Raw genomic sequence first — 23,463 nt, forward strand, 5'->3', positions numbered from 1 at the left:
TTCTTCAACAGACTCTTGATTCTGGCATGGGGCAAAGACAAACCGAAAGGCTTGATCAGGTAACCGTCGGCTCCCGACTCGTAACCTGCAATTTTATCTTTTTCACTTTGTTTGGCAGTCAGCAGGAGTAATGGTCTCCCACTTGCAAACGAAGTAGTCCGGCATCCGTACCCACCCACACAAATCCTTCATCATCCTGCAACAGACTCCTGACCGAATTGGTCGACAACCGACATTTCACCTCTTCCAGCCGATGTAAATTAAACTGCCGTCTACGGGTATCCACCCGGTTTATGCCTCCACCGAAAAGTCCCAACCACATATTGTTATCCTGATCCTGAAGGATGGAATTCACTTCACTGTATGAAATTGAATTTCCCCCATCCCAGGACGAATAATTATAAAAGAAATCTGTCCGGGAGGTATCGGGTAAAAGACTCAAGCCACTTCTCGACCCGCCCCATAAGGTTCGGGCATTACGGTCTTCCGCAATCACATAAACGATATCATCCAGAATAGATGTGGGCAGGTTGAATCGCATTATTAGTCAATAAGTTTCGGTTATACAAGTTCGATTTATAAGTGACAAAATCATATCCGTCATACCGAATCAATCCACTATTCGTTGCAATCCAAATAAACCCTTCACAATCCTGGTACACTTGCCGGACTTCATTACTTGTTCCCCCTTGTGGTAAGGCCAAGATCTCGAATTGTAAATCCAAACGTCTCTGTTGCCCCCTAGCCGACTCTGTGTTTCCCATACTTAAAACAAGAGTGAAAACGATGAAATAAAATAATCCCGGATTTAAAATAATTCTCATATTCAGCACTTAGTTGACAATAAAAAGGAATCTTTATGAAGCGAAGATAAGTATTAATTTTGGCAAGTGAAACTTAAAATATTTAACAACCAGATTAAATTCCACTTCCTTTCCCCGGAATATATTTTACATACGCCACCAATGCATAAATCACATTTAAACTATTACACCTTGTCGTTTAAAAAAGTCAGAGAATTATTCGATAATTTTTTGTAAAGTCAGAAATGCCCGTATTCCTTTTTCAGTAAATAGTCTGTAACCGGCCGATCGAAGTATTTTCAATGCCGGTCAGGAATATCATTCCGAGCTAAATCTTTTATCTGCACCAGGGGGAGAAATCCTTCCAATACGCTAAGCAGGAAGGGCAGATCGGATCAGGACCGAAAGGACCCGGCCTCTTTGAGTATCAATATATAAGCGAAAAAACGCCCCGAAGGGCGTTTTCATTATCCTAAATATGTTTTCAACAATTTACTTCTTGAAGAGTGTCTTAAACGACGAATGGCCTTCTCTTTAATCTGCCGCACCCTTTCACGGGTCAGGCCGAACTTCTCGCCGATCTCTTCCAAAGTCATTTCCTGGGTATTGATCCCGAAGAATAATTTGATAATATCCCTTTCCCTTTCGGTCAAAGTAGACAAAGCTCTTTCTACTTCGGTAGAAAGCGATTCGTTGATCAACGTACGGTCAGCGATAGGCGAATCGTCATTTACCAATACATCCAGCAAACTATTATCTTCTCCCTCGACGAAAGGAGCATCCACTGAAATATGACGTCCGGATACCCTTAACGTATCGGCCACTTTTTCTGCGGGCAAATCCAATGAATCAGCCAATTCTTCAGGCGAAGGACGACGTTCGTTCTCTTGTTCGAAACGCGAAAAAGCCTTGTTGATTTTATTCAATGAACCAACCTGATTCAAAGGCAAACGAACAATACGCGACTGTTCTGCCAAAGCCTGCAGGATAGACTGACGAATCCACCACACTGCATAAGATATAAACTTAAACCCACGGGTTTCGTCGAATTTTTCTGCAGCTTTGATCAAACCGAGGTTCCCCTCGTTTATCAAGTCCGGCAAGCTCAAGCCTTGATTCTGATACTGCTTGGCCACAGACACTACAAACCGCAGATTCGCCCTCGTCAATTTCTCCAGTGCTTTCTGGTCTCCCTTCCGGATCCGCTGAGCCAGCTCAACTTCTTCTTCAACGGTTATCAGATCCTCTTTACCAATTTCCTGCAAATACTTATCCAGAGATGCACTTTCCCTGTTAGTTATTGATTTTGTGATTTTTAGTTGTCTCATACTATCTTTTATATACCACTGCAAACGTCCTGCAAAGGTATGGTTTTTTATTCATTAAGCAATTTGTAAAATTGTCCAATCTTAGTAGATTAACATTTTTTAATCCCGCAGCGAAAAAGCGAAATATTCAACTCTTCCCCTCGGACTCACTGCAGTAACGAAAACTCCCTCATCTCCGGCTGCTTTCAGAGCCCTCTCCAAATCCTCGCTATCGTAGATGACCATGTCGTTAATTTTAACAATAATATAACCTTCGGTCAACCCAGCTGATTTTAATTTACCATTTTTCAAATCGGTAATCTTAACCCCTTTATTCAGCCGATAGCGATAACGTTCTGCCTGCGTCAAGGGTTGCACCTCAGCTCCCAAAATTCCGGAACCGGTCTTCAGGCTGACATCTCCATAACTATTTTGCAAAACAACATCTGCAACCTTCTCTTTTCCATCCCGGCTCAAAGTCATCTGAATCGTATTCCCGGGGGTATATTGGGCCAACTGTTCCTGCAACTGTGCAAAAGTCTTCGCTTCATAGCCATTCAACTGCAAAATAACATCCCCGACTTTCACTCCGGCCTTTTCAGCAGCTCCACCCGGAATCACTTCCGCCACATAAATACCCGATTGCTCTTTCAACTTGTATTCTTTCGCTAAGGCCGGAGTCAATTCCTGCATCTTGATACCGATCATTGCCCGCTGTACCTTACCGTATTCTTTCAGGTCACTGACCACTTTACGTGCTACATTCACCGGCACTGCAAACGAATATCCCGAATAGCTCCCGGTAGGTGACTGAATAGCCGTATTGATACCGATCAACTCTCCTTTCGCATTCACCAAGGCACCACCGCTATTTCCGGGATTCACCGCAGCATCCGTTTGTAAGAAAGATTCCAGGTTCATTTTTCCCCCCAGCTGACGAGCCTTGGCACTGATGATTCCTGCCGTAACCGTAGAAGTCAGATTGTAAGGATTACCGACAGCCAGTACCCATTCTCCTAAAACCACATCATCCGAATTACCGTATTCGATAGGCTGTAAACCGTTCGCATCGATTTTCAACAGGGCTATATCCGTATCGGGATCGGTTCCGATTACCTTTGCTTCGAATTCACGCTTATCGTTCAAAGTAACCATCACCTTATCACTCCGGTCGATCACGTGATTATTGGTAATGATATAACCATCTTCCGTAATGATCACTCCCGATCCGATTCCCATATTCCGGGGCACTTCACGCATCTGGGGTTGTACTCCTCCAAACCAAAATTCCAAAGGATTTCCATAATACTCCTTTCTCATCTGTACGGTCATCACATTGACCACAGCAGGTACTGTCTTTTTGGCAGCCATTCGCAGGTCTACCGGCCCAGCACTGTCATTAAGTACGTCATTTTCAGATTTATGAACGACAGGACGCACAGCGCCCGGACCTACAATTTGGTGTTGCAGGGTAGATTGTATGGTTTTCGAACCGAAATTATCAGCTATAAAATAAGCAATCAGGCCGCCTGCAAGCCCTAACACCAACGGAATAATAAACTTTGTTATTTTCATATTCTCTTCCTGATTAAATTGTTACAATTTCCAATTATCTTTGTCGTTTACAATAGTAACAATATCTTTGCCAAGTGTTTATTAATAATTTCTTAATTAGCAAAGCTTAACATCACACTATGATTATTAAGTTTCAAAAATTTCAAGGTGCTGGCAATGACTTCATTATCATTGATAATCGCAATCAGGTATACGAATTTACAAGAGAAATTGTTGAGTATTTCTGTGATCGCAAATTCGGTATCGGAGCCGATGGGCTGATGTTATTAGAAACTTGTCCGGGTTACGATTTCAAGATGCGGTATTTCAACTCCGATGGCAGGGAAGCCAGTCTGTGCGGTAACGGCAGCAGATGCATCGTTGCCTATGCCCATCGCTTGGGCCTGTTTCTGCAAACCACCCGTTTCCTGGCAGCAGACGGTGAACATCAGGGCGAAATTACCCTCCAGGGCGTACGGGTTAAAATGAACGATGTATCCCGAATTACGGTGACCCCCGATTATTTCTTCCTGGATACCGGCTCTCCCCATTATGTAAAAGTAGTAGCCGATGCATTTCAGACGGACGTCGTCACAGCAGGCCGTATGATCCGTTATGCCCCTTCTTTCCAACCCGGAGGCACCAACGTAAACTTCATTACCCCCACTCCGGCATGTATCCGAATCGCTACCTATGAGCGAGGAGTCGAAGACGAAACCCTCGCCTGCGGGACCGGTTGTGTAGCCGCTGCCCTTTCCGCAGCCCTGTTAAATCACGACCACTCCGGGACCTATACGTTACAAACCAAAGGAGGTATATTGAAAGTAAGTTTCAAACAACTGGCAGACAACCATTTCACAGACATTTGGCTGGAAGGTCCTGCCGAATTCGTTTTTGCCGGCGAAATCGAAACACCCCAAAACCGAGACAAGAAAGCAATGTAAGCGGAGTGCCGGTCAGCCTCCCACCTTTAGGCCTTCCTGATTGGCGCAATCTTCGATTCCGGGAAAAATTTCATCAGGAAGGCTATTTCGCTTATCAGCCACAGAAATGTCAAGCCACGAAACATCAATCAGAGACAGGAGTTCGCCGATCGTTTTTCCGGCCAGCCGGAAAACCTTTACTTAGCTTCTTCGGCCTTTTTAAATACAGCGACTACCTTATTTTTAGACAGGAAAGAAAGTTTGTTGTCTTTGATCGAATAACCGTCTACACCATCCAGCATTTGGAAAAATTCCGTTTCGGTCTGTAGGTCGGGACAAGCCATCCGCGTCGCTCCCATCGGAGAAAATTTCAAACGGCTCGACTCCATTTCATAATTACCGAAAAAACGGTTACAGCCCCCCCTTCCGTTCACCCGGTGTTCGGCTTCATTAAACTGAATAAAAATCTCGCTATTGGGATCGGTCAAGCTCAATTCTTTATCGTTAAGCGTTTGCAATACCCATTTCACTCCACTCAACTTCGCCATATTTTTCGAAGAGTTACATCCGACAACAGATAACGCAACACATAACACGAGTAAAAAACTTTTCATGACTTTTTCCTTTTCAATTTAAACTATTAAACTTAAAATACCATAGCAAACGATACAATGGTATCCCTTAATATATCATTTCTTTTTCAGCAAATATCATGCCAACATAGTCCGTTATGTTCTTCTCCCTCTTTAGCTTCCCATTGGTTTTGCGCCTACGGTCTGATACCCTAACAATCTAAAACACATAACATTATAATCATACATATAGAAGCGGATATTATATTCGTCCGGCGTCTGATAAAAATTATTTTGCATAGTCACCAAATCAGGTTTTTTCTCCTTCGAAGGGACTACAGCGAACATATAATCATAATATCCTTGTTTCAGCTCGGCCTGCCCGACATACGCTTTATTCTTCACATCATAGTCCATTTTTAATTCAGGCAGCAACTGCCAGTCTGCAAATTTCCCATAGATATAAACTTCCGCTCCGGGAATAGGTTCCGGATAAAGAATAGCAAAATGGGCGACGATATAATCGGCTTCCAGATCAGAATTTTGTACATTCTCTGCCTCGATGTAAAAATTCCCCCCCCGATCAGGGGTCGGAATATAACGCTGAGGAACGGTACCAGGTACCAGGATGAAATTATATCTCCCTTCCGGTCCCTTCAATACATCTTTCACATAACGGGTATAATAAACCAAACTGGAACATTGGAAATTACGAAAAGGAGACAAACCGTTGAAAATATTATCGCTCCCGTTGCCATATACCAATTGGTTTTGCCGGACAAAAGTGGGAGTAAAATTTCTGCGGGAATTCGGATCCTGGTTTTGAGTCACATACACCCGGGTATCCCGCACCGGATTATAGATCTGTAAACCGGTATAGTTCACTGTAAAATTCAGTTGCTGGGAAGTGTACAAAAAAGTAGGATTCGTGCTATTCACCACAGATGCAGCGATACCGACCTTATTTTCCACGACAGCAAAACGTTGTGAAACAACCGCACTATCCGGATTCTGATCGTTGTATACCTGTAATAAATAGTTCCCGGACAATTTGATACCCACTTCTTCATTCGGCAAATTCAAGGTAAACCGGGTGTAAGGCACAACCGTATTGAAAGAGTATTCGTAATTATCCAGCGGATTACTGAAAAATCCGGTCAAATAAGTAAAACTGCTCAAATTGGAATTATTCCAATCAGGATCGCAATGAACAATTTTATAGGTATATGAGTTCGTCTCGCTACTCAGATCGTCGAAACTAAAAAAAAGCTGCTGTCCACTCCCCAACTCGATAACCGGTTCGGCAAAAGGACTGCCGACAGGGTAACACTGAACGGTTCTGATCTGGCTTTGCGCCGGTATCATATTCCCTATCCCCAGGATAAAAACCGATAGATTCAAAAAAAACTTCATCCCCAATAAATTAAAATCTAATTAACGACAAAATTACGTAATTGGTTTGTATATTTGTGCCTTAATTTTAGGAAAACTATAACACTTCATATTTTTGCAAGCCCCTTATCGGGGCGAGGTAAAAAGTTATGTGGTCAGTAATTGTAAATACTTAATTATTAATAATTAAAACACATGTCCAAGGTAATCAAATTAAAAAAAGGCCTTGATATCAAGTTAAACGGAGAAGCGGAAAAAGTGGTGCAACCTGCTGGTAAAATAACCAGTTGTGCGTTAAAACCGACGGATTTCCGGGCTATGACTCCGAAACTAGCAGTCAAGGTCGGCGATGAAGTGAAAGCGGGAGATGTCTTATTTATCGACAAAACACATCCCGAAATTAAATTCACAACACCGGTAAGTGGTACCATTGAAGCCATCAACCGAGGCGAAAGACGTAAATTACTGGAAGTCGTGGTCAAGGCAGATGCCGAGACCCGGTACCGGGATTTCGGAAAAACAGAAGTCAGCAAACTGAATCGGGATGAAATCATCGACAGGCTGTTGGAAAGCGGCGTTTGGCCTCTGATCAAACAACGTCCTTACGACATCATTGCAGACCCGATGAGTACACCGAAAGCCGTTTTCGTGTCGGCCTTCGATTCTGCTCCTCTGGCTCCGGATTACGACCTGATCCTGAACAATCAGAGCAAAGATCTTCAAACCGGTATCGATTGCCTTTGCAAACTCTGCAATAAAAATGTAAATCTGGGCTTGCAGGAAAATACTCCCTCCGCTTCTGTATTTACCAAACTACAGCATGTAGATATCAATTATTTTGCCGGTCCGCATCCGGCTGGCAACGTAGGTGTTCAGATTCATCACCTGAATCCGATCAACAAAGGAGAACAAGTATGGGTGGTCAACATTCAGGATGTCGCTATCATCGGCCGCCTGTTCAATGAAGGCCGGTTCGATGCACGTAAAATTATCGCCCTGACCGGTTCTGAAGTGACAAAACCCCAGTATTATCACAGTATTTTGGGTGCTTCTATTCAGGATCTCACCGCAGGAAAATTAAAAAATGCAGTAGAACAACGGATCATTTCCGGCAACGTACTCACCGGAACCCGAGTCGTTCCGGAAGGTCATCTGGGCTATTACGACAATCAAATCACCGTCATCCCGGAAGGCAATAACTACGAATTTTTAGGCTGGGCGGCCCCGGGTTTCAATAAATTCTCGGCTTCCAGATTATTCCCGTCCTTTTTATGTCCGAAGAAACATTACACCCTGGACACCAATTACCACGGTGAACGCCGGGCCTTCGTCGTTACCGGACAATATGAAAAAGTATTTCCGATGGACATCTATCCGGTATATTTGCTGAAAGCTGTCCTCGCCCAGGATATCGACCGCATGGAACAACTCGGTATCTACGAAGTTGTGCCCGAAGACATGGCTTTATGTGAATTTGTCTGTACCTCGAAGACGCCTGTTCAGAAAATCCTGAGCGACGGAATCGAACTGATGATGAAAGAAACGAATTAATTTACGATGGAAGATTTCCGATCATCACCCAATAGGGAGGTATCGGAGCTAACATCTAAAATTTAAAATCTAAAATTAATAAAATGAACTTTTTACGAAATTATTTGGATAAGCAGAAACCCAAATTTGAAAAAGGAGGTAAGCTGGAAAAATTCCACTCCGTTTTCACCGGTTTCGAGTCTTTTCTTTTCGTGCCGAATACGACCACTTCCAGCGGAGCTCATATCCGGGATGCCGTCGATCTGAAGAGAACCATGATCATCGTGGTACTTGCTTTGATTCCGGCACTTCTTTTCGGGATATACAACGTAGGTTATCAGCATTTCAATGCTGTCGGCGGCCTGGCAGACACCACTTTCTTCCAACTGTTCTTCTACGGTTTGTGGAAAGTGCTCCCCATGATCATCGTATCTTATGTCGTTGGATTGGGCATCGAATTTGCAGTCGCCCAAATGAAGGGACATGAAATCAATGAAGGTTTTCTGGTTTCCGGTTTACTGATCCCCATGATTATGCCTGTCGAAGCTCCGTTATGGATGGTGGCTTTATCGACAGCCTTCGCAGTAATCATCGGTAAAGAAATTTTCGGAGGTACAGGTATGAACATCTGGAATCCAGCCCTGTTGGCCCGTGCTTTCTTTTTCTTCTCCTATCCTTCTATGATTTCAGGAGATAAAGTATGGATTGCCGGAGACACAGCCGATGCCATCTCACAAGCCACTCCACTGGCACAAATGGCTCTGGGCCAACCCCTGACTTACAGTACGGCAGACATGTTCTGGGGATTTATTCCCGGTTCGGTCGGTGAAACCTCGGCCTTCTGTATTCTGATCGGAGCTGTGATTCTGTTATTGACCAACGTCGCCAGTTGGCGCACCATGATTTCGGTTTTTGTCGGAGGTTATCTCATGGCGCTCATATTCCAGCCGATTTCCGGTGTCGAAGCCTATCAGCAACTGTTAATGGGCGGTTTTGCTTTCGGAGCGGTATTTATGGCTACCGACCCGGTAACTTCCGCTCAAACCAATACAGGTAAATATGTTTACGGTCTGTTGATCGGAGCGATGGCTGTGATCATCCGTTGCATCAACCCGGGTTATCCCGAAGGCATGATGCTGGCAATCCTGCTGATGAACACGTTCGCTCCCCTGATCGACTGGTTCGTTGTACAGGCTAACATCAAACGCAGACTGAAAAGAGCGAAAGCCGTTGCTAATTGACGATTTAAGATTTAAGCAATCATAGATTTAAAAGATATGAATAAACAAGGAAATACCTATACATTCCTCTATTCAGTTGTTCTGGTAGTCGTTGTTGCAGCGCTACTATCCATCGTATCTCTTTCCCTGCAACCCCGGCAGAATGAAAACCGCCAAAACGAAAAGAGACAGAACATACTGAGTGCGATACACATTTCCTCCACTGCTGCCAATTCTGCAGAACTCTTCGACAAATATATCAAGGAGCAGTTTATTATAAACAGCAAAGGAGATAGAATCGAAGGCAAGGCCTTTGACGTAAACATCGAAAAACAATACAACCTACCGGTTGAAAAACGGGAACTTCCCGTATTTGTCGCCAATGTCGACGGAGCCACCAAATACATCCTACCGATTTACGGAGCCGGTTTATGGGGCCCTATCTGGGGATATATCTCCCTGGACGACAACAAAGATACCGTTTACGGTACTTTCTTCGACCACCAGGGAGAAACTCCGGGGTTGGGAGCTGAAATTACCACGCCTGAATTCAATAAAAAATTCCGGAACAAACAGATTTTCTCCGGGAATCAGTTGGTTGGAATTCTGGTCGTAAAAGGCGGGAATGCTTCCGGGGCGAATGAAGTCGATGCCATATCCGGAGGTACGATCACTTCCAAAGGAGTAGAGACCATGATCAAGAATTACTTAACCTATTACGAACCGTTTTTAAAACAAAAATAAAATGAGCGCATTATTTTCAGCTAAGAACCGGGAATTCCTGCTCGGTCCTCTGAGTAAGAACAACCCGGTTATCGTACAGGTCCTGGGTATTTGTTCTGCCCTTGCTGTTACTGCCAAGCTGGAGCCTGCCATCGTAATGGGGCTTTCGGTAACAGCCGTAACCGCTTTCTCGAATGTGATCCTTTCGCTGATGCGAAATACCATTCCGACCCGTATCCGTATCATCGTACAATTGGTCGTTGTGGCCGCTCTTGTAATCATCGTCGATCAGCTGTTGAAAGCTTTCGCTTACGATGTCAGCAAACAGCTGTCCGTATATGTCGGATTGATCATCACCAACTGTATCATCATGGGGCGTATCGAAGCTTTCGCCCTCGCCAATAAACCTTGGCCTTCTTTGTTGGACGGTATCGGTAACGGTTTGGGGTACGGCCTGATCCTGGTGATCGTAGCTTTCTTCCGTGAACTGCTTGGTTCGGGTACACTTTACGGTTTCCGTATTATTCCGGAATCGTGGTATGTACAGAACGGCGGTTGTTATCTCAATAACGGTTTGATGATTATGCCGGCCATGGCTTTGATTCTTGTCGGACTGATTATCTGGGTACACCGTTCCAGAAATAAAGATTTAATAGAAAAATAATTAAAGTAAAAATAAGATATGGAAAATCTATTAAATATATTCGTCCGTTCCATCTTCATCGACAATATGATCTTTGCCTATTTCTTAGGCATGTGTTCCTATCTGGCCGTATCGAAGACTGTGAAGACCTCTTTCGGTCTGGGAATCGCTGTTATTTTCGTATTGTTCATCACCGTTCCGGTCAATTATCTGTTAGACAACTATGTGTTGAAACCCGGCGCTTTACAATGGTTGCTCGGGGATGAAGCTGCCGGAATCGATCTGAGCTTCCTGAGTTTTATCATGTTCATCGCCATCATCGCCGCTATGGTACAATTGGTGGAAATGATCGTCGAGAAATTCGCTCCCGCTTTGTACAACCAATTGGGTATCTTCCTGCCCCTGATCGCTGTAAACTGTGCTATCATGGGAGCTTCCCTGTTTATGCAACAGCGGAACTACGGCAGTGTACTCGAAGCGACGACATTCGGTTTGGGCTCAGGTATCGGCTGGATGCTGGCTATCGTATGTATTGCCGCTATCCGGGAGAAACTGAAATATTCCGACATTCCGGCTCCATTACGGGGAATCGGTATCACGTTTATCGTGACCGGACTGATGGCTATCTCTTTCATGAGTTTCCTGGGTATCGACCTGAATAAACTGAAAGCTCAGCCGGCACAAACCGAAACGACGGCACAGGTATCCTCTTATGGTGAAGAAGAGACCGTCACCGGCTACCTGACTGAAAAAGATCAGATGGCTTCAGCACAAAATGAAGGCAATGCCGATGCAGAATAATTTAAAATTTAAAATCTAAAATTTAAAATTAAATGGTACTATTAGCAATAAATACAACAATCGTCACTACCGGCATTGTGGTATTCCTGATTGTCATCCTGATTCTGGTGGGTATCCTTTTGTTTGCCAAAGCCAAACTGACCGCCAAAGGGGATGTGAAAATCAGCATTAACAATGGCGACCGGGTCATTACAACCGAACCGGGCAGTTCACTGTTGTCCACCCTGGCAGGCCAGAAAATATTCCTGCCCTCGGCCTGTGGTGGTAAAGGTTCCTGTGGTATGTGTAAATGCCAGGTAGATTCGGGTGCAGGTTCTATCCTCCCGACCGAAACAGGTTTCTTCTCCTACAAACAACAGCACGAAAACTGGCGTCTGGCTTGTCAGGTGAAAGTGAAAGAAAATATCGAAATGCGTATTCCGGAATCCGTGATGGGAATCAAAAAATGGGAATGTACCGTAGTTTCCAACCGGAATATTTCTACTTTCCTGAAAGAATTCGTTGTAAAATTGCCGGAAGGTGAAAATCTGAAATTCAAATCCGGAGGTTATATTCAAATCGATGTGCCTGCTCTGGATGTCGACTTCAAGGATATGATCATCGATGAAAAATACAAAGGCGATTGGGAAAAGATGAAAATGTTCGATCTGAAAATGCACAATCCCGAACCGACTTACCGGGCTTACTCCATGGCCAATTCTCCGGCAGAAGGCAATATCATCATGTTGAACATCCGTATCGCCACTCCGCCGTTCGACCGTGCGGCAGGCGCTTTTGCTCCGGTAAATCCGGGTATCTGTTCTTCTTTCATCTTCTCGCGCAAACCGGGAGACAAAGTAACGATTTCCGGTCCTTACGGTGAATTCTTCCTGCGTGAAACCAACAACGAGATGATGTTCATCGGTGGTGGTGCCGGTATGGCTCCGATGCGTTCACACATCTTCAACCTGTTCCATACGATGCACACCGACCGCAAAGTGACCTTCTGGTACGGAGCACGTGCCCTGCAGGAAGCTCCCTACGTGGATGAATTCAATAAGATCCAGGAAGAAAATCCGAATTTCCACTGGACACTGGCACTCGACCGTCCGGATCCCGTTGCAGATGCTGCCGGTGTAGCCTACAAACCAGGCTTTGTACACCAGGTGATCTTCGAGAACTATCTGAAGAACCACGAGAACCCCGAAGATATCGAATACTATTTGTGCGGACCTCCAATGATGATCCAGGCAGTCACCAAAATGCTGTACGATCTGGGAGTTCCCGACGAAAATGTCATGTACGACAACTTCGGTGGATAATCCTGATAAAAAAACCGTTCTTTTTGCAGAGAACGGTTTTTATTTATACCCGGCCAACCTGTCATTACATCCATTCGCTGACATCATTCCCCCGTTATCGGTATTATTTTTCCAATACCCGGCTCTGGTAAGTTCCTGAAACATCACTGATCTACTCTTGTAAAGCCGCTTTCCACTTCATCAAATCCGTTTTCCCATAAAAAGTAGCCGTTAAGTCACACTTCTCGTCCAACAATCTAATCCCCCCTTACAAAATTGTTTCTTCTTTACAAACCTGCCCGGCTGATAAAAAACGATCGGAATAAGTTTTATCATTCTTCTACCGGAACAAATTATAAATCCCCTCCAACGAACCGTTTAAAGGGGAAATTGAAGCATCAAACCGACTCATTATCAGCGAGTCATATATTTCAAATTGACAGCATATAAGATAATAAATAGAAGAGATATAAGGCCCGAAAAGAACATCACAATCAGGACATACATCGAGAATCCGGCAAAATAAGGCAATACAAAAAGAGCCAGAATCTGAGCTGCCGTATAGAGATAAAAACCGAGACGGCGTAATTGAAACATCAGGATTGCCCCCAGCAAACTGATCACACTCAACACCAGGCTTACGACGGCAATCTCCTTGGCATGTACAAAAGTGGCCTGCAGACTCGCCATAGTCGAATTCAGAATATCGGAAAAAACGGCAGATCCGGCCCCCTGGTCCATACTGTTCAGCATGGAAGAATAATGCTCCATCTGCATTGATGAGTCGGTCAATCCGGCTGTAAATACGGAAAATAAATTGGATAAAGTTCCCCAACCACTACCGATAAAAGTAAGAATACACAATACCAATAAAAAAGTCGGGCGCTGAAGCTTGTTCTGCTGTTCTTCAAAAGGATTTTCCATGTTTTTCAATTCTGTTTGTTCACATTCTATTGGGTACAAAGATACAAAATTCAAAAAATATCTAACCGATTACATCACTTTCAATTCAAAACTTTTCAACAAATAAAAGTTTAAAATGCTTTGCTTTGGAAAAGGATTTAGTTTAATTTTGACAAAAATATTTTTAACTACTTAACTATGGAAAGAGATACCGTTATATTTGACCTGATTAAAAAGGAGTGCCAGCGTCAAAAAGAAGGAATCGAACTGATTGCTTCTGAAAATTTTGTGAGTGATGAAGTCATGGAAGCCATGGGATCCTGCCTGACTAATAAATATGCAGAAGGTTATCCCGGAGCCCGTTATTACGGTGGTTGCCAGATCGTCGACCAGACCGAACAATTGGCGATCGACCGGGCATGCAAATTATTCGGTGCCGAATATGCGAACGTGCAGCCTCATTCCGGAGCACAAGCCAATGCTGCCGTATTCTTTGCCTGTATGAAACCGGGCGATACTTACCTGGGACTGGATTTGGCTCACGGAGGTCATCTGTCTCACGGCTCACCTGTCAACCTTTCAGGAATCAACTATAAACCGATCGCTTATCATGTAAAAGAGGATACCGGTCTGGTAGACTATGATGAAATGGAACGCCTGGCGCTGGAACACAAACCGAAAATGATCGTTTCGGGAGCTTCTGCCTATTCCCGTGACTGGGATTATAAACGGATGCGTGAAATCGCCGATAAAGTAGGTGCAATCCTGATGTACGATATGGCTCATCCGGCCGGTTTGATCGCCAAAGGCCTGCTGAACAATCCGTTCGAATATTGTCACATTGTAACGACCACCACGCATAAGACCTTACGCGGACCACGTGGAGGTATGATTTTACTTCCCAAAGATTTTCCGAATCCCTGGGGATTGAAAACACCGAAAGGAGAAATCAAGATGATGTCACAAGTCATCAATTTTTCAGTATTCCCGGGACAGCAGGGCGGACCGCTGGAACATGTCATCGCAGCTAAAGCGGTCGCTTTCGAAGAAGCGTTGTCCGATTCTTATACCGAATATGCAAAGCAAGTGCAGAAAAACGCAAAAGTTATGGCACAAGCTTTCATGGATAAAGGATATAAAGTGGTTTCAGGCGGAACAGACAACCATTGCATGCTGATCGACCTGCGGACCAAATTCCCGGAACTGACCGGTAAAAAAGCTGAAAACACCCTGGTAAAAGCCGACATTACGATCAACAAAAACATGGTGCCTTTCGACAGCCGTTCTCCGTTCCAGACTTCCGGTATCCGTGTCGGAACTCCGGCTATCACAACCCGGGGACTGAAAGAAGAGGATATGAAAGTGATCGTCGACATGATCGACCGGATCCTGTCGAATATCGACGATGAAAACGTCATTGCAGAAGTGAAGAAAGAAGTCAATGCGATGATGAATCCTCGTCCGATGTTCGCCTGGTAATAGGAAAATATAACCCATTAAAAGCTGCCTTAAGGGCAGCTTTTTTGTTTTCCTCTCACTCCAGTATCTTAAAAGCAATATCGAGATAAGCATCCATATCGATCGTTTTCTCCCGGATATATTCGTCACTGCGTTTATGCCCCAAACGAATCACGATAGCATTTTTCTGAGGAATGACGAACATATACTGTCCCCCTAGCCCCCGAAACGCAGGAAACCGCATCTCTTTGTAATGCATAATCCAGATTTGAAAACCATAATAATCCAATGATCCGTCTCCGAATTCATTTTCCAAATATCCGGCTGGGGTTATCGCTTCATTCAGATAAGTTTCGGAGATCAGCTGCCGGCCGTTCCAATTTCCTTTATTCAGAATCAAACGTCCGAGCCGCGCCAAATCCCGGGCCGTCGTATTGAAACAACAATATGTTTTCTCATCCCCGTCTTCCCGGTCCAGGTTCCACAAAGCGTCGTTGCAGGCTCCCAGGGGTTTCCATAATTTTCTTTCAGCATATTCACTGATACTCACCGGGCTATGGACTTTCACTTCTGTCTTAAAGATCCCCCACTCATATTCCTTCTCTTTATGCACCTTATCTAAAGCTGCTTCGAGCACAAATGAAAGTAATTGAGTATCACCGCTTTTATAGGAATACTTTTTTCCAGGTTCTTCGACTACTTTCAAATCCATAATCAAATCCCGGATCCGATCACCATAGTAAGCCTGAGTGGTTTTCGAAATCAGGGCGGTATAGGCTTCATCCCAGTCCAATCCCGAACTCATCGTCAAAAGATTGCGGATCGTAATTTTATCCCCCTCCTCGAATTCAGGCAAATATTTGCTGACTTTATCGTCCAGACTTTCGATAAATCCTTCGTCATAAGCTATGCCGACCAGCAGGCCGACAATACTTTTGGTAGCGGAAAATATATTGGAAAGCTTTTGCGGTGTCCAATCTTCCCGGTATTCCTCATACCGGATACTATCGTCCTGAATGACGAGATAAGCCACCGTTCCGTATTTTTCGAGATACGCCTCTTCGTCGTCGGTCATCCGGTATCGATTGGCGTCCCTGGCCACCGGCCATTCCCAGCAGGAATCAGCTTTTCCCACCGTATCCGACGGAAAAATATAGGTATCCGAAATATCCGGGAACCAGTGAATCAAAGCCTCCTGCATATAAGTCGGCATCAGCAGAAACAGCAGGGCAATCCCCAGAAACAGCAGGGCACTGATTTTTTTCCATTTTCTACTCTTCATATTCCGCCGAACTTTTCTTTAACCTCCCTTTTCACATTCCCTCAAATCCTCGGTTGTCAAACGTTCCGGTAAGAAACGGGTGACATCCCCGCCGTTCAAATAAATATTACGGACAATCGTCGAACTTACAAACGTATGCTCAGTCGAGGTCAGTACAAAGACCGTCTCGATACGTCCGTCCATGGCCCGGTTAGCTTGTCCGACAGCACGTTCGTATTCAAAATCGGCCGCCGTCCTCAGGCCCCGGATAATGATGTGGGCATTCACCTGCCTGCAAAAATCTACGGTCAAACCGAAATAAGGTTCTACCGTCACCCGATCGGTATCTTCAAAAGCCTTTCTAATCAAACGAATACGACAATCCGTATCGAGAAATTCCTTCTTAACGGGATTGACACCGACAGCAATAATAATCTTATCGAACAATTTCAAGCCCCTTCTTACGATCTCTTCATGCCCGACCGTAAAAGGATCAAAGGATCCGGGAAATACAGCAATTTTTTCCATAGTCGAATAAATCAATCCGACAAACATAACGAAACAAACGTTATAAATAAAAGAAAAAGTCAAAAATATTGCCATTCACTTACAATTTAGAAGCAGAAACAAATTCTCACAAACAATTAATGAATTATTTCTATATTTTCTTGCCATTTTATTAGAAGTTGTCGTTTAAATTTAATATGTTTGTACAAATCAAAATAACAAAATACAAACACTCAAGTTATGGCACAAAAATTATTAATCAGAGATCTTACTTTGAGAGACGGCCAGCAATCTTCTTTTGCAACCCGTATGACTCAGCAGCAGATCGACAGGGTATTACCGTTTTATAAAGATGCAAACTTCTATGCAATGGAAGTTTGGGGAGGAGCTGTTCCTGATTCAGTAATGCGTTATCTGAATGAAAATCCATGGGACAGATTGGAAAAAATCAAAGCCGTAGTGGGTAATGTATCCAAATTAACAGCATTATCCAGAGGTCGTAACCTATTCGGATATGCTCCTTACACAGACGAAATTATCGAAGGTTTCTGCCGCAATTCGATCGAATCGGGCTTAGGAATCATGCGTATTTTCGATGCATTGAACGATGTGAACAACGTCAAATCGACCATTAAATATGTGAAGAAATACGGTGGAATCGCCGACTGTGCAGTATGTTACACCATCGACCCGAAATATCCGAAACTGGGTTTACTCGATAAATTGAAAGGTAAAAAGAATCCGGAACCTGTATTTACCAACGCCTATTTCCTGGACAAAGCCAAACAAATGGCTGCCTTGGGAGCCGACATGGTGACCATCAAAGATATGAGCGGTTTGATCCAACCTTCACGGATTGCAGAATTAATTCCGTTATTCAAACAGAATTTGTCTATTCCGGTAGATTTCCATACTCACTGTACCCCGGGTTATGGCTTGGGTGCTGTCCTGATGGCTATCATCAAAGGCGTAGATATCGTCGATACCAATATCTGGAACTTTGCTGGCGGAACCGGAGCTCCTGCTATCGAACTGGTTTATATATTCTGTAAGAAATTAGGTGTCGAACTGGACGTCAACATGGAAGCCGTTGCAAAAATCAACAAAGAGCTTTACGGTATCCGTAAAGAACTGGAAGCGGTAGATGCCAGCAAGCAATTCCCGAATCCGTTCAACCCGTTGACAGACCAGTTACCAGCTGAAATCGACAAAGAATTCGATAAAGCGATCGAAGCTGCCAAAGCAAACAACGAAGAAGCTTTATTGAATGCTTGTCATGCTATCGAGGCTTATTTCAATTTCCCGAAACCCAATGAATTGGTAAAGAAAGCCGAAGTTCCCGGTGGTATGTACAGTAATATGGTCGCTCAGCTGAAACAATTGAATTCTATGGATATTCTGGAAAAAGCTATGGAATTGATTCCGACCGTACGTTTAGCAGCCGGATTGCCTCCTTTGGTAACTCCTACCAGCCAGATCGTCGGTGCACAAGCGGTTAACTGTGCTCTGGATATTAAAGCCGGGAAACCGATGTACAGCAATGTTTCCAATCAATTTGTGAACCTGGTGAAAGGGGAATATGGAAAAACTCCGGTCCCTGTAGATCCCGAATTCCGTCTGAAAATAGCAGGTACCCGCGAGGAAATCCCTTACGATACCAGCAAATACCAAATGCAGCCAAACCCCGAATTACCGGAAGCAGGCGGAGTGAAACTGGCTGCCAATGAGAAAGAAGTATTGTTGCTCGAACTCTTCCCGCAGGTAGCTAAAAACTTCCTGACTAAACAGAAAGTAGCTGCTTATGAAGCACAGCATAAAGCTGACGCACCCCAGGCAGAAAAAGTGGTTGCTGAAGAGAAGAAAAACGAACCGATCACCGGTAAGACAGTAAAAGCACCGATGCCGGGTAGTATTTTACGTTTCACCGTAAAACCAGGCGATACGGTAACCAAAGGTCAGACTGTAGTCATACTCGAAGCCATGAAAATGGAAAACAGTATCGCAACCGACTATGCAGGTACTGTAAAACGTTTGTTGGTAAAAGAAGGTACTACTGTAGCTGCCGATGCTCCGATGATCGAAATCGAAGCTTAATCATTATAAAGTCCATGAAAAATTCTTTCATGGACTTTTTTATATCCATTCGTCCCAAGCTTTACAAGCCCAATTTGGGAAACATAACCTTTTCGTCCCCCTCGGCCAAAACAGCATCCAGGTCTTCCCCTTCCTGAAGGTAGAGGTTAATATTATTGATCCGGGCAAACTGATGACTACTACGAAAATCCTCATATCTTTCGTCCAATAATTCATTAAAACGGTCTGTCCTTTCTTCCGGAGTCATCTCCTCCCACTCTTCTTCTTCCAGGATATCCAACAAAAACTCTGCCGCCCAACTTCCCAATTCCTTTTCTTTATTCCAATCCGGCTCGTAACTGTCTAAAACTTTAAAAAGCTCCTGCAAATACGCAGAATCCCCCCACTCTTTATAAACCTGGACCAGATCTTCCTGATCCGGATAAGCTACGGCCAATTCTTCTAATTTTATTTGATCCATACTTTTAGAATATTAATTACTGATTCAAAACTCCGGAAACCTAAAATCCCCCCCTTCCTATCCTACAGGTAATGCTTCGGATCTTCAAATTCACAATCATTTTGATTTATCAAAAATAATTAAAAATACAGAAATACCAAGACAAAAGATCGGAATTAAAAAAAATCATACCCCCGGAACAATTAGTATTCAATTCAAAACTTTAACAACTTTTTCGGTATATGAATTTAAAATAGAAACACATACATTGGCATATTATTTGTATTTTTGTATGAGTTATTAAATTTTTCATTTCTACTATCCTATGATCATCGACACAGGCAATATCCTATTGATAGGAGCTGTTCTCCTTTTTTTCAGTATTATCGCCGGTAAGGCCGGTTTTCGTTTCGGAGTTCCCGTTCTGTTATTATTCCTCGGTGTAGGTATGTTATTCGGTAGCGACGGCTTGGGAATACAATTCAATAATCCTCATGGAGCGCAGTTCATCGGTATGATTGCTCTGAGTATCATCTTGTTTTCGGGTGGTATGGATACCAAATACACAGAAATCAAACCTGTACTGGGCCAAGGAGTCATACTCGCCACCCTCGGGGTGGCACTGACAACAGCCATTACCGGTTTCTTTATTTATTGGATTACCGGTCTCGTATCCGATTTTTCTGCTCTCACGCTGACTGAATCTTTGCTAATGGCAGCAGTGATGTCATCTACCGACTCGGCGTCGGTATTTTCCATCCTGCGAAGTAAAAAACAAGGATTGAAAGAACAACTCCGTCCTATGCTCGAACTCGAAAGCGGAAGTAACGATCCCATGGCTTATATGCTGACGTTATTGCTCATCCAAATTATACAAACTCCTGCAGGTGAAACAAACCTATGGTATTCCTTCCTGATGTTTATCGTTCAGATGAGTGTCGGAGCCGTAGCCGGTTTCTTACTGGGAAAAATGGCCGTATGGCTGATGAACCGGTTGAATATCGGCAACCAATCTCTCTATCCCATTCTACTGTTAGCCTGTGTATTCTTTATCTTCTCTATCACCGAGCTGGTGAAGGGAAATGGCTACCTGGCCGTATACATCGCGGGGTTGGTCGTAGGCAATCACAAGATTCAGCACAAGAAAAGCGTCACCACCTTCTTCGATGGATTCACCTGGCTTTTCCAGATCGTCATGTTCCTTACCTTAGGCTTACTGGTCAATCCACGTGACTTGCTGCCCATTGCAGGACTGGGTTTATTGGTGGGTTTTTTCATGATCATTCTGGCACGTCCCATCAGTGTCTTTTTATGCCTGGCTCCTTTCAGGCAAATGAGTACCAAAGCCAAAGTATATGTTTCCTGGGTCGGTCTCCGGGGCGCCGTTCCGATCATTTTCGCCACCTATCCGCTGATCGCCCAGATTCCCTATGCTTCCCTGATTTTCAATGTCGTATTTTTCATTACGATCGTATCTCTGTTGATCCAGGGAACCACAGTCAGCTATATGGCTAACTTGTTGAACTTATCGGAAAAAGAACCCAAACAAGGTAATGATTTCGGCATGGAACTACCGGAAGAAATCAAATCGGCCATGTCAGAAATCGAAGTTGCGGACAACCTGCTGGCCAACGGAAACCGTCTGATGGACCTGAGTCTACCGGACAATACACTGGTAGTTATGGTTAAACGGGGAAATAACTTTTTTATCCCAAGAGGAGGTACCGGTTTAGATATCGGTGATAAACTTCTTGTTATCACAGACAATGACGAAGAATTAATGAAAACCTATAAAAATTTAGGTATCAACGAATATATGATTCAAAAAAATTCATAAGATAGTCCGGGCATGATGAGATATATTCTGATCGGATGTTGTTTCTTTTGCAGCCTGTTCCTGTCTTCCTGTAACAGCACGAAACGACTCGGCCAAACGGCGACTCAGACGAGCCAACTATCCCACCAACTGGGTTTTAAAGTCAATCGTAAAGACGATCTGCGTCTTTTTTCGGAAGCGGCCCGATGGCTGGGAACCCCTTACCGCTATGGAGGTAGCACCCGGAAAGGAGTCGACTGCTCCGGGTTGGTGAATCAGATTTACAAACAAGTCTATCATCGATCCCTCGAACGTTCCAGTAGTGGTATAGCCACCCGCAACTGCCGTAAAATCATGAAAAGCGATTTAAGTAGTGGTGATCTCGTATTTTTCAATACTTCCCGGAAAAAAAGAAAAGGAATAAACCATGTCGGCCTATTCCTTAAAAACGGCTATTTTATCCATGCTTCTACTTCCAGGGGAGTCATCATCAGTAACCTGAAAGAAGATTATTACCGAAAAACATGGAAACAGGGAGGAAGAGTAAAATAAGCCTATTTCAATAATCTCTTCAGAGTCTGCATCAGCTCTTCCTCTTCGATCTCGCCATTCCATCTCCAAAGTTGTTCTCCGGCTTTGTATATCATCATCAAGGGGACAGCCTGCACCTGATAATAATCTACCAACCGCCGGTTAGCCGGATCATCGATATCGAAGCATTGCAAATTCAAATGCTTGTTATTCTCCAGCTTCCGGACGATAGGTAACATTTTACGGCAATGCGGACACCAACTCGCATAAAACATCACAAAAACCGGCAAATTTCCTTTGATCAAAGCCCATAAATTCTCCATAAATACTCTTTTTTAATAAATAACCATTCATTCAAATAATAATATTTCCTCCGTCTATGATTTCCCACTTCCCATCGATTTCGATCGAAATAATCATTTTTTCATCTGTCTCAAATTCTATACTCAACCGGGTAATCACTCCGGGAATCAAATGCAGACGCTGATCTTCGATCTCTATAGGGGTGACCTCGTTTCCTCCCTGCATGCCGATGCTCAGATAAGCCGTTTTATCCCGGTAAGTCGGGAAAGTATTCACTCCGAACCAATAATCACCGATTCCCTGATTGTCAAATCCGATTTGCTTGGTAATATGTGTAGTACCGCCCAAAATAAAATCGGTAGATACCGTAGCTGCAATATCTCTCACCGTCACCTCTATCCCCGTAACCCAGGCCGGTGGGTTCGTCAATTGAATTTCCAAACGCGACACCATCATCTGTAGCCCCACCGACACCGAGTCCTTCGAAGCTTCTACCCTTGAAGTAGCAGCCAGCAATACCGGAGGTTCTTCATGATCCACAATCGAAAACCAGGCTTGCAATTCCCCTTCCCGAAAAGTCCAGTTAAGTTCTTTCGGATCGTACAAATTGGCAACGAACAGATACCAACGGGGTGGTGTTTCTGAAGCTACCGGAATAACCGGATGCTGGCGACAATAAGCATAATCATACCGATAAGAAGAAGTAATCGCTGTTTCGTCGAAAAGAAACAAATCCAATTGCTCGACAAAGAAATAATAAGACCGGTATCCGGCAAACTCTCTCCCTTCGAAAACATAAGGAACTGCCTGCATTTTAAAAAACAAATCTGCACGGCAATCTTCCATGTTGTCATGTTCCCGCAGACAAGCTGTCAATAAAAACATACATAAACCGATCGACCAAACAGCTTTCATTTGTTATCAGGAATTAGCGGTATATCGGGTAAATATTTATTTTCCCAATAATCAAAAATAAAATAAGTCACCGCCAGATTAAAGCTGAGCCAAGCCCCGGGATCGTCATTAATCGTAGCAGTTAGCCGGATATATTTATCGGGTCGAAAAATCAACGGAGGCATATCTTTGGTTTTCTCCTGTCCGGCCTGTGTGATAAACGTTAACTGAAACGGAGAAGAAGTCGTCATCGTCGGCATTGTCACGGCTTGCAATACAACTGTATCTTTGAGTTCAGCATTTATACTATCCAGTTTCCAAGCCTTTCGGATTGTCGTCGAAGTTTCCGACACCGTTCCGTCTATACCGATTTCAGAAGCGATATGCCCGATTTGCATCCGGATAGAATCCAATTGAGCCGGAACTTGTCTCAATACAAGAATCAGTTTCCCGACAGCCCGAGACAAGGTAATAGAAACCGGCTCCATGAACTCGGTTACAATGCGTAC

General features: G+C 43.9%; 23 protein-coding genes and 1 pseudogene. 11 read left to right on the top strand and 13 right to left on the bottom strand.

Annotated elements, in window-relative coordinates; genetic code table 11:
* Window positions 1–118: 118 nt before the first annotated feature.
* The 4 genes from WS42_RS10770 to WS42_RS10780 form a co-directional block, all read right to left on the bottom strand.
* A complete protein-coding gene (locus WS42_RS10770) occupies window positions 119–541 on the bottom strand; it encodes a two-component regulator propeller domain-containing protein (RefSeq protein WP_022161405.1) in 423 nt (140 codons plus the stop codon).
* Complete coding sequence (locus WS42_RS15525) at window positions 507–824, bottom strand: hypothetical protein (RefSeq protein WP_022161404.1); 318 nt, start codon at window positions 822–824, stop codon at window positions 507–509. Before WS42_RS15525 ends, WS42_RS10770 begins: the two co-directional genes overlap by 35 nt.
* Before the next feature lie 446 nt (window positions 825–1,270).
* The gene (locus WS42_RS10775) at window positions 1,271–2,131 is read right to left on the bottom strand and encodes a sigma-70 family RNA polymerase sigma factor (protein ID WP_013611831.1); all 861 of its coding nucleotides are present in this window, start codon (window positions 2,129–2,131) and stop codon (window positions 1,271–1,273) included.
* Window positions 2,132–2,230: 99 nt separating this feature from the next.
* Entirely contained in the window at window positions 2,231–3,685 is a 1,455-nt protein-coding gene (locus WS42_RS10780) for a Do family serine endopeptidase (RefSeq protein WP_022161403.1), read from the bottom strand.
* Window positions 3,686–3,804: 119 nt separating this feature from the next.
* On the opposite strand from WS42_RS10780, the gene dapF reads away from it, so the two are divergent.
* Complete coding sequence (gene dapF / locus WS42_RS10785; RefSeq protein ID WP_013611833.1) at window positions 3,805–4,608, top strand: diaminopimelate epimerase; 804 nt, start codon at window positions 3,805–3,807, stop codon at window positions 4,606–4,608.
* A 176-nt stretch (window positions 4,609–4,784) separates the two neighbouring features.
* On the opposite strand, the gene WS42_RS10790 is transcribed toward dapF, so the two are convergent.
* Together WS42_RS10790 and WS42_RS10795 are read right to left on the bottom strand one after the other, a co-directional pair.
* Entirely contained in the window at window positions 4,785–5,201 is a 417-nt protein-coding gene (locus tag WS42_RS10790; protein ID WP_013611834.1) for an META domain-containing protein, read from the bottom strand.
* Window positions 5,202–5,333: 132 nt separating this feature from the next.
* On the bottom strand, window positions 5,334–6,572 hold the full coding sequence (locus WS42_RS10795) for a type IX secretion system plug protein (protein ID WP_046402652.1): 1,239 nt from the start codon (window positions 6,570–6,572) through the stop codon (window positions 5,334–5,336).
* Window positions 6,573–6,746: 174 nt separating this feature from the next.
* Here WS42_RS10795 and WS42_RS10800 point away from each other — a divergent pair, with 174 nt between their 5' ends.
* The 6 genes and pseudogenes from WS42_RS10800 to nqrF all read left to right on the top strand — a co-directional run bounded on the left by WS42_RS10800 (window position 6,747) and on the right by nqrF (window position 12,769).
* Window positions 6,747–8,102, top strand: a complete 1,356-nt coding sequence (locus tag WS42_RS10800) for a Na(+)-translocating NADH-quinone reductase subunit A (protein WP_022161401.1) — start codon at window positions 6,747–6,749, stop codon at window positions 8,100–8,102.
* 83 nt (window positions 8,103–8,185) lie between these two features.
* Window positions 8,186–9,322: an NADH:ubiquinone reductase (Na(+)-transporting) subunit B gene (locus WS42_RS10805; RefSeq protein WP_013611836.1), complete on the top strand. Its 1,137-nt coding sequence runs from the start codon at window positions 8,186–8,188 to the stop codon at window positions 9,320–9,322.
* 36 nt (window positions 9,323–9,358) lie between these two features.
* Window positions 9,359–10,045 carry an NADH:ubiquinone reductase (Na(+)-transporting) subunit C gene (gene nqrC / locus WS42_RS10810; protein WP_022161399.1) on the top strand — a complete coding sequence of 229 codons (687 nt, stop codon included), beginning with the start codon at window positions 9,359–9,361 and terminating at the stop codon, window positions 10,043–10,045.
* 1 nt (window position 10,046) lies between these two features.
* Entirely contained in the window at window positions 10,047–10,688 is a 642-nt protein-coding gene (locus WS42_RS10815; protein WP_013611838.1) for an NADH:ubiquinone reductase (Na(+)-transporting) subunit D, read from the top strand.
* 18 nt (window positions 10,689–10,706) lie between these two features.
* A pseudogene (gene nqrE / locus WS42_RS10820) lies at window positions 10,707–11,324 on the top strand (NADH:ubiquinone reductase (Na(+)-transporting) subunit E); the annotation flags it as partial.
* A 176-nt stretch (window positions 11,325–11,500) separates the two neighbouring features.
* A complete protein-coding gene (gene nqrF, locus WS42_RS10825; protein ID WP_022161397.1) occupies window positions 11,501–12,769 on the top strand; it encodes an NADH:ubiquinone reductase (Na(+)-transporting) subunit F in 1,269 nt (422 codons plus the stop codon).
* Between the two features lie 393 nt (window positions 12,770–13,162).
* Here the strand turns inward: nqrF and WS42_RS10830 are convergent, their stop codons facing one another.
* Window positions 13,163–13,672: a hypothetical protein gene (locus WS42_RS10830; protein WP_046451086.1), complete on the bottom strand. Its 510-nt coding sequence runs from the start codon at window positions 13,670–13,672 to the stop codon at window positions 13,163–13,165.
* Between the two features lie 177 nt (window positions 13,673–13,849).
* On the opposite strand from WS42_RS10830, the gene glyA reads away from it, so the two are divergent.
* Window positions 13,850–15,130, top strand: a complete 1,281-nt coding sequence (gene glyA, locus WS42_RS10835; RefSeq protein ID WP_046405229.1) for a serine hydroxymethyltransferase — start codon at window positions 13,850–13,852, stop codon at window positions 15,128–15,130.
* A gap of 55 nt (window positions 15,131–15,185) precedes the next feature.
* Here the strand turns inward: glyA and WS42_RS10840 are convergent, their stop codons facing one another.
* On the bottom strand, window positions 15,186–16,391 hold the full coding sequence (locus WS42_RS10840) for a serine hydrolase domain-containing protein (protein ID WP_046405227.1): 1,206 nt from the start codon (window positions 16,389–16,391) through the stop codon (window positions 15,186–15,188).
* 18 nt (window positions 16,392–16,409) lie between these two features.
* Window positions 16,410–16,973, bottom strand: coding sequence for a pantetheine-phosphate adenylyltransferase (gene coaD / locus WS42_RS10845; RefSeq protein WP_229053301.1), 564 nt, complete (start codon window positions 16,971–16,973; stop codon window positions 16,410–16,412).
* Window positions 16,974–17,117: 144 nt separating this feature from the next.
* On the opposite strand from coaD, the gene WS42_RS10850 reads away from it, so the two are divergent.
* Window positions 17,118–18,971, top strand: coding sequence for a biotin/lipoyl-containing protein (locus tag WS42_RS10850; RefSeq protein ID WP_013611851.1), 1,854 nt, complete (start codon window positions 17,118–17,120; stop codon window positions 18,969–18,971).
* A 61-nt stretch (window positions 18,972–19,032) separates the two neighbouring features.
* On the opposite strand, the gene WS42_RS10855 is transcribed toward WS42_RS10850, so the two are convergent.
* Complete coding sequence (locus WS42_RS10855; RefSeq protein WP_013611852.1) at window positions 19,033–19,431, bottom strand: hypothetical protein; 399 nt, start codon at window positions 19,429–19,431, stop codon at window positions 19,033–19,035.
* A 304-nt stretch (window positions 19,432–19,735) separates the two neighbouring features.
* On the opposite strand from WS42_RS10855, the gene WS42_RS10860 reads away from it, so the two are divergent.
* Together WS42_RS10860 and WS42_RS10865 are read left to right on the top strand one after the other, a co-directional pair.
* Window positions 19,736–21,247, top strand: a complete 1,512-nt coding sequence (locus tag WS42_RS10860) for a potassium/proton antiporter (protein WP_013611853.1) — start codon at window positions 19,736–19,738, stop codon at window positions 21,245–21,247.
* A 12-nt stretch (window positions 21,248–21,259) separates the two neighbouring features.
* Complete coding sequence (locus WS42_RS10865; protein WP_013611854.1) at window positions 21,260–21,778, top strand: C40 family peptidase; 519 nt, start codon at window positions 21,260–21,262, stop codon at window positions 21,776–21,778.
* A 2-nt stretch (window positions 21,779–21,780) separates the two neighbouring features.
* Here WS42_RS10865 and WS42_RS10870 read toward each other — a convergent pair whose 3' ends face one another.
* From WS42_RS10870 to WS42_RS10880, 3 genes are all read right to left on the bottom strand, one after another.
* Window positions 21,781–22,080 (bottom strand): thioredoxin family protein, encoded by a 300-nt coding sequence (locus WS42_RS10870; protein WP_013611855.1) that lies wholly within the window; start codon window positions 22,078–22,080, stop codon window positions 21,781–21,783.
* A 31-nt stretch (window positions 22,081–22,111) separates the two neighbouring features.
* Window positions 22,112–22,975: a hypothetical protein gene (locus tag WS42_RS10875; RefSeq protein ID WP_013611856.1), complete on the bottom strand. Its 864-nt coding sequence runs from the start codon at window positions 22,973–22,975 to the stop codon at window positions 22,112–22,114.
* Window positions 22,972–23,463: hypothetical protein (locus WS42_RS10880; protein WP_286728479.1), on the bottom strand; the 492-nt coding region annotated here is incomplete at its 5' end. The genes WS42_RS10880 and WS42_RS10875, both read right to left, overlap by 4 nt.

It is taken from the genome of Odoribacter sp. N54.MGS-14 (genome assembly GCF_000980295.1).
GTDB classification, from domain to species: Bacteria; Bacteroidota; Bacteroidia; order Bacteroidales; family Marinifilaceae; genus Odoribacter; species Odoribacter splanchnicus.